Source organism: Brevibacillus brevis (genome assembly GCF_900637055.1).
Taxonomy (GTDB): domain Bacteria; phylum Bacillota; class Bacilli; order Brevibacillales; family Brevibacillaceae; genus Brevibacillus; species Brevibacillus brevis.
Window position 1 is genome coordinate 5,996,102 of the sequence record NZ_LR134338.1, and the last position, 11,408, is coordinate 6,007,509.

Genomic DNA, 11,408 nt, shown 5'->3' on the forward strand with positions numbered 1-11,408 from the left:
ATTTCTTTACTACACCCCACAACTGTCCAGCCATTCGCTCATTGTCACGGTATCAATGTCGGCACGCCGGGAATAGGCGTAATCAACAACCTCTTGGAAGTTACTTACGTTGTACTCGATACTGGACGACGCCTCACCGCTAACTAGCTTGTGGAACATGAATAAACACACACCCCCCACATTGGCCGCATTATCTATGTACCCTTTTAGTGTGGTCGGCGCAATCGTGTGATCCACATTTCGAATCTTGATCGTCCGTTTATCCGGTGGCGGTGTGGTCGCCGTATCCTCTTGGACAGTACGGCCCGCTCTGCGAGATTGCATAACTTGCAGCACTCTTGCATCATACGCCCCGTATGGGTACGCCAAGATATTTGAGGCTCTCGTAAAGCCATTTGTGTTCAGCCAGGTTTCGGCGTCTCCAATTTCTTTCTCGATGGCTGCTGCGTCTTTCAGGTCTTTCAAGGTCGCGTGGTTCATGGTGTGGTTGGCCATGTCCCACCCGTAGGCGTACATTTCCTTTAGCTGTTGCAGCGTGCAATATCCAGACCACCCCACATGCGACGGAATGACGGCAATGACACCTGGAAGGTTAAATTTCCCCATGTACTTGAACGCTTCGGTGTACTGTGTCAACCAACCATCGTCAAACATGAAAATCACCTTACCGCGCTGCGATTCATCACGAATGATTGAATCAAATATGATCGACGCAGTAGTATTCTCGTTAGACTTAACCCGGATTTGCATAGAGACGACATCCCGGGTCAGGCTTGCAGCTCCAACGGGCTCCAGCTTGCTAACATCGATGATATGTTCATTCCACCCCAGCGCCATTCGCCATCCTCGCACCGTGTAGCCCAAAAATTCGGCATAGCCAGTATCATGAGCAAAATAGAGCTGGAACTCATAAAGGTCTTTCAAATTGTCCACATAGAATTTCACTTTCAATGTTTTTGCACCCGTAAGGTTGAGAAAAACATTTCTTCGTGCGGCAATCGATGTACCCGTAGAGGTGACTTGTAGCTTCCCGTTGATAAATGACACAGTGCCTCCACCGTATGCCTTTAGCCAAGCGTTGGTATCGCTAAATGGCTCCACAAGACGGCCTTTCTTGTAGTCCCTGACCTGGGCCAGAATCAAGTCTTTGCTTTTCTTGTCTGTCGGCTTAGCCCACGCCATTATCTCCACCCTCTTTTTGAATATTTTTCAGTTTCTCATTCTCTTCTCGAAGGGCTTCCAACTCTTTTCGCAGAGCCTCTTCCTGCTTTCGCTCTTCCTCTCCCGCTGGCGTGTAAACCCAATCGCCTAATGAGCCATCTGGATTTCTTTTCCGGTATCTCATGCTTTGATCGCCCCCGATAAACTCGTAGCTGACGCGGTTGAGTTTGCATCATTGCTGCTCAGTGTCAATTTCAAATGAAGTTGAGCATTGCCTGTCGCATAGGTTCCAATAAACTCCGTTTCTAAGATACCAGTTATCACAGGAGCAGAGGTTTTTGTCATGGTTTGATAAGATTCTGCCGCTCCAGCTGCCACGATGGAAAGAGCTCCGTCCACCTTCAAATCACCGGTTTCATGCTGGAGCCAAGCAAGCACTTCTTTGGCTGTCGTTGATTGAGGGGATAGCTTGTATCGGGCATGTGCTGTCTTGAGGCGAGTTTTCGTCACCGAACGGGTCAGAGAAAACGTGACTACCGTCGTCGCTCCTAATGAGTCTGTAGCTGTTATGACAAGGTTGTTTGATCCTGAAACCATCTGCTTTGGTGTGACGGTTATTGTCCACGCACCACCACTTACCGATATCGGTACATCTGCCCCACCGTTCAAACGATATTTCATGGTCACGCTATTTCCATCTGGATCAGAGACAGTACCATTGATTGTAATGGGTGAATCGTCCGACAGATTATCGTTATTCGCGACGAATGAGTGTGTAAGGGTTGGAGGGCGATTCAACACCACCGTAAATGTACGCTCTGCAATGATGGATGTACCGCCTTTGTTATCCTCAGACCATACTTCCAATAAATGCGTGGCTCCCTCATCTAACAGCCCAGAAACGGCAGTCGTGCCATCCTTAATAGCCCCGCCTGTAAATGTAAACGCCTTACTAAAGGATAGTGGATTGACTCCATCAGCTGATGCCTGCATGATTCGATAGTTTGTGCCTTTGTTTACACGTATATAGACAGATACGATATCACCAGGATCAGTGTCCAAAGTGGTGCCCGTGACCGTATAAGTGTTGCCTACAGACAATTTAATTCCGTTTGCTGGAGCAGAGAGTGTCAGCGTCTGTCCGTAGTTGTCCTCGTAAGTAACGGTTACGGTATAAGCGTAGTAGTAGGTGTAATATGTGCTAGATGGCCCATACACCGTGCCAGAGTATGACTGAGAGTAATTGTAAACCCGCGTGTCGGGCTTGGTAACTGTCCCGGAATAGGTTCCCGTGGCAGTAGCATCGTAAGTATACCTGCCTGATCCACGATACCAACGTTGACAAGAGCCAACAGACGACCCAGTACGAGACAAAACACCTGTGTAACCTTCACCATCTGAATAGGACACGGTGGATGGTAGCTGCGACAATGCTTGACTTTGCGATTCGCTACACTCATATCCCAATGTATATGTAGCTGTTTTAGAGTCAGTTGCTGTTTTTTGGCCGGCAGGACTACCGCTTACGAGATAAGAGTTTGAACCTCCAGACTTGTACAGTGTTCCGCTATATGTACCGTCGTTGTAGCTGATGGTGGACGGAAAACTGTCTGTGCTGTCTGTGCGTGTGTCTGACACCGTTTTTGATGCGATGCTGCTGTGTGGGGTATAACGGGTGTACGAGCCTTCGCTGACATTGATCGTCACTTCGTTGCCATTGACGGAGTGCGTAACTTTACCCGTGTTGACCGTTACAGAAACTACGCGCTTCAAATTGGGAATGGTTATCTTTTGTGACCTGCTTTGTGAGGTTGATTCCGGAAAATTGACGACGGTAGACTTGCTTGCCATCCAACCGCCTCCTTTCTTACGTTACGGCTATTTTCACGCTATACGTATCAATCGATCCTCGACGCATTCGTTTGGCTGCCGTATCGATCTCTACTGTTGACCGTGCCAGTATGGCGTTTTCGGTATAGGTAGATGTAGGAGCTGCATTTAGCGTAATCACCCGAGTAGACTCGTTGATTGCCGTGATTGTTCGCTCTTCTTGATTAGAGACAGACGCTAGGGTAACCTCTTGTCCAACTGCAAAGCCTGAAACAGATGCAACGGTAACATTCGTGCCCGATATAGCCTGGATCGTCGTTCTCGTCTTATCCAAGGCAATAACTGCATCTTGAATCCCGTCGAAGGTATCGACGAAAATCCCATTGTTTCCGGCAGTTCTGTCTCCAGTCGTGATCTTAGCGTGCAGGTGGAGGATGCGATTTTCCATCCTGATGACAATATCATCGATGTCCTTTATGCCTTCCTCTATGTGGTTCATACGCCGCGCTGTGAAACGGGTGCCATCTTGGATCGTTTCACCTGTTTCTGTATTCACAAGCCTATCTACCCAAAATTGACGTTGATAGGGCATCTCACACACTCCTCACTTCAAAAGGAATCTCGAACAGTAGCAAAGCACCTGTTTCGTGCGAGGAGATACTTGCATCAGAGGAAATCATTGCGGCTCCGCTTGCATCGACCAGTTTTGCCTCTGTAATAGTACCTGCTGCGTCAGTTGCGTCCAAATAAACGTACAGCTGCACAACCGTCTTATTCGCACTTGTAATGTGTTTGGTCTTTGTAATTGGATGAATGACAGACTTCCCATCAACGGTGATGATTGCATTGTTGAGTTTTGCGCTCACCGTATTGCGAATGAATTCGAGGAAAGCTGGCTCCACTTTAATTGCCATTTGATTACCCCTTTCCATACGCCCGAAACGGAGAAGTTGTTTTTATTGTCACTTGGGTAAAAGGCTCGAAATACTCCTCGAACACTTCCCCTTCTTTGACCGTAAACGTGTAGTTGTTAATCGTAAATGTCAGGTCATTCGTTCCGTCATTTTTAATGACAAAGCCATACATAGGCTCATTGAAAATATGATCTGTGTCAGTGGAGCCGCTAATAGGTTCTTTCGCAGATAAGCCGCGAAGTTGCACAAACATAGCTCCTTTATTACCCTGAATCTCCTGAAATTCATCCCTTGTGGCATTAAAGTATTGCGGGATTGGTAGCAGTCCACCATCTCGTAATATGTGCTTGGTGCCGATAGGCATGATATTCCCTCCTTTATTTATTCCGCTGCTGTAAACATAGGCATGCCTGGTGCAACAAAGATGGGTAAGCTCGGCGCATTAACAACAATTTCGTTTGGGTAGAACGTATTGCACACGAAATAATCCACGTCAAAATTCTTGGCTGAAATATCTACATGGATTGTGCTCGCAATAATTTTGAAAACAATATCATCCAACCAAGAGCTTTTACGTTTTACTCCTTCAACCAGACGGCGGAACTTTGCCAGATCACCCGGCTCGAAAATCAACTGTTCCGTCTCAATCCGAAAATGATGGGGCTCTCCTCCATATTCGAACCATTCGCGTACCGTTGAATTTTTAAAAACAATGGATGCGACTTGCTCAATAGCAAAAGGAGTACCCTTATATCGATGAGCTCCTATTGCCGTTTTGACAAGTTCCCTTCGACTTTCTAGGGATAGCGTTGGATCATAGAAATCAACATGCAACTGATGGGCAAGAATGTCCACAACCTCTGAACCTAGTTCATCGATCCGAGAGAACATCAGCACCAGTTTCATATCAGAGGAAATGTCCTGCATTTCCTTTGTAATCGCTGCGGCCAACGCTCGAATCTGCTTGTCTTCTTTTATGGATGGTGGGAGAATGTCCGACAGCTTAGCGTTGTAGATATCAACCACTTTCCAGCCCCCCATACACCACGTTGACCGTTTGTTCTTTAGCCACTTGTGATTCAGTTAGAGTGGTAAAAACTGGACTAGTCACAGATACCCGTTTAGCTCCCGCCTGCTTCATGAGGAAAACAAGCTCAGATGGATCGATGTCACGACCAAGCTTGGACTTTTGCCATAATTGGTAAACACCAATGGCTCGATTCACGTTTGCCTGAATCGTTGTAACAGCACTGGCCCTGTCCGTGTCAATCCAGTACGTGGCCTCAATGTTGTATGTTTTTTGTGTCGGGGCCACAACGAAAACTTGGTCGGTGAGTGGCCGAATTTTTCTGTCGTTGCAAACTGTAGCGACTTGATCGAGGATTGTCTGATCCGGTATCTCTCCCGTTTTGAGTAGAGGTCGAATCTCTACCACTCCAGCCCTTGGACTTGATACATTCACGTCCCCGAGAAGGGTACTGGCTGACTTTGCCCAAAACTCGTATGCTCCCGATGGGCCAGCTACGGAAAAGCTTTCTGGTGCCTGACGGATTCGTTCTGCATATGAATCGTCGTCCTCTTCATCTGCCCCGCCGCCCGATTCTGTGACATTCGATACCGATTGGACAAATGGCAGAGGGTCAACCAATTGGTTGAGTTTCCCCACCGGATAACCATTGCCAATTCCCCCCACAGAAACACATTCCGCTTTAACCTCTACTTTCGTTTCTCCGCTTGAAACAGTGACGTCCTCTGTTGTAGCAAAAAATACGTTGTCCCCTGCTGTGACTCGTGTCCCTTTTGGGATGGTCTGGGATACTGGTGTCGATAAGGTAAAACGAACCGTAGTCTTAGCCTTTGTAGCCAGTATTCTTAATACGTTCAGCAAGATACCAATGAGGTCCAGGTACTTACCTCTCGCATATTTAAGCAAGTTCTGTTTTGCAGAGTCGTCGATAATGACTCTTTGCTGTACAAAAAAAGGCACGATGCTCTTGATAAAGAGTCGTACCGGATCAGCTGCTGCAAGTGGTTTTTTGTATTCTTTTTCATAGTTTGCGATTAGATCCGCTTCGATCTGTTGCGGCGATTTATTGGCGAATGATACATCTGGTAAAAAATCAAACCTAGACACCTTTTATCGCCACCTTTACCAAAGGTTTTAACATCCCGTTTTCATCACCTTTATACGTAACTTCCTGGACCTCTGCGCGTGGTTCATATTGTTGGATTTTTTCAATGAGTCGTGCCGAAGTGATTGCCATATAAGCATTAACAGGTGCGTCGATGTTAGGATCCCAACCAAATGATCGGTACATCGGAGATGTATGAATCATGCTCAGCATGATGGTCCTCACGTTTTGGATCACTTCTGTTTCTCCGGTCGCGCCGAAAATAACCTCTTTAAAATCACTTGTAATCGTTACGATTTGAGCCATTAGCTTCCCGCCTTTTTCGGATACTCCTTGAGACGCAGCTCAACGTTAACAGATAGTAAACGACCACGACCGTCATAGTTTTTGTGTTGTTCGCTGACCGACTCGGTAATCCATTGGCTGGTTGAAACAGGTTTGTTTCCGATGACCAATAAATCCCTTTGGCCAGTATCCCTTTTGATCCGCAATGTTTTCAGCTCCGCTTCTGGATCAACCCCGAGCGAGGCTTTCAACTGAATGGAAAGACTAATTTCTTCAAGCCCCGGACCAACGAATTCAGGAATCGGTTTGTTTCGATGGATGTCATGGGTTACCCACCGGCTCGAGCCGTTTCTTGTCAGTTCATCAAAAGTACGAACACGCTGGGAAGATACTTCAAAAATCACTTCTCCAAGACTTCCGATGACCGCCATTCTGGTTCACCTCGCTGCGTCGTTTGGTTGTATATGATATTGGCGTTATTGACGACGATTTTCCCAGGGTGGAGAAAATCAATGGTTATGGTATGCGTTTCGCGGTCGTAGTCAATAAACGTACCGTCTCCAAACCGGATGTGTCGTTTATTTTTGTTTTTGATTGGCACCAGGTCCTCCTGGTTGTACGTCGATCCAAGGATGATCCCATCTGCATTCCCTGTCGGCAGAAAGAGGCACCATACCTGTTCATTCACATCCGGCAGCCAATAATCTTTCTGCAAAAAAGAACCGCGAGAAAGGATGTCCATGTTGTAGGACACGACATCCTCGCGATCACCGAAGACGACCCTTGCTGTCGCATCCCTTTCGTCCACGCTCGATACAATGCCAACACGTAATATGTTTTTCATATCCATTACCAGCCCAATACCTTTCTGCATTCAAGCGAAGTTTCGTAGCCATTCCCGCTATAAGCATGAACAGCTTGGGTAATGATGTATTTCCCGCTCACAGCCCCAAAATTGTTCAGCATAAACGTCATACCGGCTACCAGGTTAACGTCTCCCATCAAGGTAATGCTTGCCGTGTATTGATCCTTATTCGCTTGGCGCAACGCACTTTTGGCTTTTCGTGCTGCCTGACGTCCATCTTTGACGCGTTCATTGATATACAGCGTGCGACCCGTTTTCGGCGCGTTGGGAGGCATATAGGTATGATGGATCTTCTTTTTCCCCTTCGGACTGTGATAGTCCACAATCGCGCGGTTATAGATGCCTGTCGTGGTCACATGTGCCGAAAAGCTTTTGATCTTGGACGTTCCGTAATTGAGCGAAAAAGCAGGAGGTTTCTCCTCGTATTTGGCTTCATCAAATAAACTGATCTGTTTGCCTGTCAGCTTAACAGCAATGCCAGCATCATCGCAAAGGCGCATGAGGAAACCAAGATCGGTTTCCTCTGTTTGTTCAATCCGATCATAGTCCTCGTCTTCTGCGTCAAATAGAAGTTTGAGGCCATTCTTGCCTGCAATATCTTTTGCGATCACAGACAAACGCGTTTTCTCCCATGCACGGTATTTTCGTTGAGCCCGGATCGTGGATGCATCTGGCACAGACACGCCTTGGATGCTTACGGCATTGGGTGGACTTGTTAGGCTGATCTCGTTGATCTCGAAATACCCGCAATTTAAAGCATCCGTTTTCCCGTCCTCAATCCAATTTTCACGAATGATTTTTGCCTTTAGGCTTGCATACAATTCCGGCATCCACGCTGCCCACCACAGGCGTTCCCGGTCAGCTAGGTTGATAGATAGGGTATCCGCCGTGCCAGAGAGGTTGTCAGTGTACTCAAACGAGATGAGGTACGGCTGCAGGTCATTCGATATATTCTTGTTGTCATAGAGTAGTTCAAATTTGACTCGTCTTGGCTGTGCCACTCGTCGTCACTCCCTCTTCCAAGGAGGCAGATTTGATGTGTCCTGCGCCGTGCCATCGTCATTGTCTGGAACAACCAGGACGACTCCAGATGAAAAGACTACCGTCTCACGATGCTTTAAATTGGCTTCAATTAACTGTGGCATGAAATACTCGCTGCCCATCGTTTTAAATGCGATCCAGTCCCACATGTCGCCAGCATTCGTTGTATATGTTCCGGCCATCAGGAATACCTCACCGCCCTTTCATTCCTCATGAACCGCTGCATATTCGCCTTGAATTCATGATAGGAGTCTCGGAGCATCGACTCGTTTTCCGCCCGATTTCCGCCTGAAAGGTTTGGCGAGAATTGAAAAACAAGCGTTTGATTCCCATTTCGTGACGACAACGCCTGATTCGCTCTCGACCATAGATTGGAGTCGAGATTGCGATTCTGTTGGGCAGTCAATACACGTTCCCCTTTGTGAAGCTCCGCTCGGTATCCATCGAACGGGACATATGGCAATCCATTTGCGTGAGAACCATTGACCCAATCCCACGCTTTTTCGTACCATACGGGTTCCGGCCCTGCTGTCATGGTTGCGTTTGGCCCACCATAAACAGGCGTAGTGGTAGGATCTAGTCCAGCAGCTCTCATGCTCTCTATTCGGGCTTCCAGTTTGCTAAAGGGAGTCTCCAGCTTGTTTTCTCCCCACATTCCATCCCAAATACCCTGAATGATCGATTTGCCGACATCATATCCTACGTCTTGGGCGATTGGAATGAGAGGTACAGCTGCCGCTTTGATCAACTCACCGAGCTTCGATGCAATTTCATAAGTGACACGTTGCGTGGCTTCACTACCGCCTGAGCTCCACCATTTGTTGAACGTCTCGTATGCATCCGCTACGATAAACTCGATTTTCCCCCAAACATCTAACTTCTTATATTCAGGATTATTGAAAATCGTCTGTAGCTTATTAGATGCAAACTGGACGGACTTCGTAACAGTTCGTCCCATTTCCGCAAAAGCATCTGACCCCAGCTTCGCCAAATCCTGAAACGCCTCTGTTTTGGTCAAATTGTCAATTTCTTTTAGCGTTGGTTTCAAAGCGTCTAACGCTTCTACCCCCATCTTGGTCCATGTCAATTGAAGCTTTTCCACGAGCTGTTCATACATAACAAGACCAGTAGTATCGACATCACTCAACAACTTGGCATCGATGTTCTGTTTATTTAGCAGCTCATTCATGCCCTTGATAATGCCGTCAATGCCCGATTTGGCAAACTTCTTGATGTCTGAGCGAGGCATATTGAAACGCTCAACGATAGACTGGGTATCGCCAATCAATAACTCGTTGAGAGCGATCGCCGCCCCTTGCATCCCCTGTTGTTTATTGATCGTCCCTAGCTTCTCGGATATATCTAGTAATGCTTGGACTTGCCGCAGGTCTTTCGTTTTAAACAAAAACGCCTGGCCGGATTCAAAGAAGTCCGTCATCCCGAAACGGGATTCAATGGCACGCTTCTCCATCCAGTTGAACAACTGATCAGCTTTCTTTTGGTCTCGGAGCAATGATTGGATGACTTCGATGTTGTATTCTCGATCAGCCGCTTTGCTGACGCTATCCATCATCAAGTCAAAAGCAGATTTCGCAGTCTTTGCTCCGACAGCAATCCCAGCCAGACCAACCCCAACCGTACCAAGATACCCTCCAACAGGTATCAATGCAGCCCCTGCCAACGCAATTTCCCCTATGGAGACTCCCGCAGCAAGTGCGTTTGCCTCCATGGTTTGAAGTTGGCGAGAATAAGCGTTCAGATTGTTTGATTCACTTCTCATTTCTCTATTTAATTCGGCTATGTTCCGTTTAAACTTATCGACCTGTGAGGCTGCTCTCTTTTGTACGTTGGTAAACCGTTGAAGGTCGTTTTGCAGCTTCTGGCTTTCCCGTCTGTACACCTCTTCGCTGATCGCGCCACTTCGGTATTTCCGCTCCAAAGAGGAAAGGCCACGCTTGGTTTTCTCTATCGCTGCTGACATTTTCGAGTGCAAGGTGGACATGGATTGCAGTTTGCCATTTGCCTTCTCAATAGATGCCTGATACTCGCTGATTTTTTTTCGCATATCCTGCATACGGCGGGAAGCGTTATCGAACGCGCTGGTGAACGATCTGTTCATTTTCCCAGACATCTTGATTGTGAATTCATACAGTTTCCTACCCATCCGTTTCGCCTCCCTCCGTAATTTCCATGGCTGCTGATACCCATTCATTTAAATCGTTCAAAGTCATGCCAAGGTAAAACTCCATGCTGGTATGCGTGTTTCTCGCCATATTGAGTACGAGTTTCCGTAACTCTCTTATTCCTCCGTCTTCTCTATCTCCTCCATCTCCTTCAAATCCATACCGAGCAAAAAAGCATGCGCCGCTGTTACTGCTCGGTAAAAATCCCGTGCCCCAAGTCTTAATAGATCATGGTAGAGGACTCCGCAAGCTTTTGCGGCAAGCACCGCCCGAAAAGCCGATGATTGCATATCATTCGGGGAAAATCCGATAATCTGACGGGCCTCATCAGTAGCATTAATAATATCCGCGCCTGTCAGTTTATCGAAATCGAACGTGAGGGAGGTTATCTCCTTATCGTCTACCCTCAATGGTTTTTCTAATGGCAGTGGCAATTTCATTTTGCAAAACTCCCTTCTATAGTCCTAACGCGCGGCGCGTATCAGCTAATTGATCCTTGCCATTGACTCGATAGATGTAATTTAATTTGTCGAGCTCCAGGACGTTCTTTCCGTCCATGTCGATCTTGATGTAGGTGATTTCCAACTCTGTACTACTGTCTGTGGTTGTGCCCTTTTCTAGCTTCCCAAGTTCACCACTGGTTGTGTTCCCTTGAACAACAATTCGTAGCGCACGGGTAATCAAGCGACCAGAGCCACGGTCATGCTCTTGGAGAGCTCCACGACAATCTAGTCGATGAGCACCCAGCTCCAGAAAGTCAAACAATCTATCTGTGATCGAATGCCAATTCAGGGTGATTTTTTGAGAGCCGAAGGACCCAACAGAGGATTCAAAGCTGCCAAATACACCAGCTCCTTTGACTTCCTCTGTAGCAAAAGAAAAGGATGGCAATTGAATATCTGCCACCCCTACGAGGTCTGTTGTGCCATTTTTGTACACCATGAAATCCTTTAAGCGATCAGGAATTGCTTTGTTTGCCATTGTTTATTCACCTGCC

16 protein-coding genes are annotated in these 11,408 nt (G+C 47.1%); all 16 read right to left on the reverse strand.

Annotated elements, in window-relative coordinates:
- Nucleotides 1-9: 9 nt before the first annotated feature.
- The 16 genes from EL268_RS29140 to EL268_RS29210 all read right to left on the reverse strand — a co-directional run bounded on the left by EL268_RS29140 (nt 10) and on the right by EL268_RS29210 (nt 11,392).
- Nucleotides 10-1,182 carry a polysaccharide deacetylase family protein gene (locus EL268_RS29140; RefSeq protein WP_106656068.1) on the reverse strand — a complete coding sequence of 391 codons (1,173 nt, stop codon included), beginning with the start codon at nt 1,180-1,182 and terminating at the stop codon, nt 10-12.
- The gene (locus EL268_RS33020) at nt 1,169-1,345 is read right to left on the reverse strand and encodes a hypothetical protein (protein ID WP_164724539.1); all 177 of its coding nucleotides are present in this window, start codon (nt 1,343-1,345) and stop codon (nt 1,169-1,171) included. The genes EL268_RS29140 and EL268_RS33020 overlap by 14 nt, the downstream gene beginning before the upstream one ends.
- On the reverse strand, nt 1,342-3,012 hold the full coding sequence (locus EL268_RS29145; protein ID WP_126435480.1) for an Ig-like domain-containing protein: 1,671 nt from the start codon (nt 3,010-3,012) through the stop codon (nt 1,342-1,344). Before EL268_RS29145 ends, EL268_RS33020 begins: the two co-directional genes overlap by 4 nt.
- 16 nt (nt 3,013-3,028) lie before the next feature.
- On the reverse strand, nt 3,029-3,583 hold the full coding sequence (locus EL268_RS29150) for a hypothetical protein (protein WP_115984609.1): 555 nt from the start codon (nt 3,581-3,583) through the stop codon (nt 3,029-3,031).
- A gap of 1 nt (nt 3,584) precedes the next feature.
- Nucleotides 3,585-3,905, reverse strand: a complete 321-nt coding sequence (locus tag EL268_RS29155) for a hypothetical protein (protein ID WP_115984585.1) — start codon at nt 3,903-3,905, stop codon at nt 3,585-3,587.
- A gap of 4 nt (nt 3,906-3,909) precedes the next feature.
- Entirely contained in the window at nt 3,910-4,269 is a 360-nt protein-coding gene (locus tag EL268_RS29160; protein ID WP_115984583.1) for a hypothetical protein, read from the reverse strand.
- Nucleotides 4,270-4,286: 17 nt separating this feature from the next.
- Nucleotides 4,287-4,931: a phage tail protein gene (locus EL268_RS29165; RefSeq protein ID WP_164724540.1), complete on the reverse strand. Its 645-nt coding sequence runs from the start codon at nt 4,929-4,931 to the stop codon at nt 4,287-4,289.
- Nucleotides 4,924-6,039 (reverse strand): baseplate assembly protein, encoded by a 1,116-nt coding sequence (locus tag EL268_RS29170; protein ID WP_126435482.1) that lies wholly within the window; start codon nt 6,037-6,039, stop codon nt 4,924-4,926. The genes EL268_RS29165 and EL268_RS29170 overlap by 8 nt, the downstream gene beginning before the upstream one ends.
- Nucleotides 6,032-6,343 (reverse strand): hypothetical protein, encoded by a 312-nt coding sequence (locus tag EL268_RS29175; RefSeq protein WP_106656061.1) that lies wholly within the window; start codon nt 6,341-6,343, stop codon nt 6,032-6,034. The genes EL268_RS29170 and EL268_RS29175 overlap by 8 nt, the downstream gene beginning before the upstream one ends.
- A complete protein-coding gene (locus EL268_RS29180) occupies nt 6,343-6,753 on the reverse strand; it encodes a phage tail protein (protein WP_126435484.1) in 411 nt (136 codons plus the stop codon). The genes EL268_RS29175 and EL268_RS29180 overlap by 1 nt, the downstream gene beginning before the upstream one ends.
- Nucleotides 6,723-7,166, reverse strand: a complete 444-nt coding sequence (locus EL268_RS29185) for a phage baseplate assembly protein V (RefSeq protein ID WP_158264704.1) — start codon at nt 7,164-7,166, stop codon at nt 6,723-6,725. The genes EL268_RS29180 and EL268_RS29185 overlap by 31 nt, the downstream gene beginning before the upstream one ends.
- Before the next feature lie 5 nt (nt 7,167-7,171).
- Nucleotides 7,172-8,188: a phage late control D family protein gene (locus EL268_RS29190; RefSeq protein WP_106657714.1), complete on the reverse strand. Its 1,017-nt coding sequence runs from the start codon at nt 8,186-8,188 to the stop codon at nt 7,172-7,174.
- A gap of 6 nt (nt 8,189-8,194) precedes the next feature.
- Complete coding sequence (locus EL268_RS29195) at nt 8,195-8,410, reverse strand: tail protein X (RefSeq protein WP_106657713.1); 216 nt, start codon at nt 8,408-8,410, stop codon at nt 8,195-8,197.
- Entirely contained in the window at nt 8,410-10,392 is a 1,983-nt protein-coding gene (locus tag EL268_RS29200; protein WP_126435486.1) for a hypothetical protein, read from the reverse strand. Before EL268_RS29200 ends, EL268_RS29195 begins: the two co-directional genes overlap by 1 nt.
- Before the next feature lie 135 nt (nt 10,393-10,527).
- Nucleotides 10,528-10,851 carry a phage tail assembly protein gene (locus EL268_RS29205; protein WP_106657337.1) on the reverse strand — a complete coding sequence of 108 codons (324 nt, stop codon included), beginning with the start codon at nt 10,849-10,851 and terminating at the stop codon, nt 10,528-10,530.
- A gap of 16 nt (nt 10,852-10,867) precedes the next feature.
- Nucleotides 10,868-11,392 (reverse strand): phage major tail tube protein, encoded by a 525-nt coding sequence (locus tag EL268_RS29210; RefSeq protein WP_106657336.1) that lies wholly within the window; start codon nt 11,390-11,392, stop codon nt 10,868-10,870.
- Nucleotides 11,393-11,408: the final 16 nt, after the last annotated feature.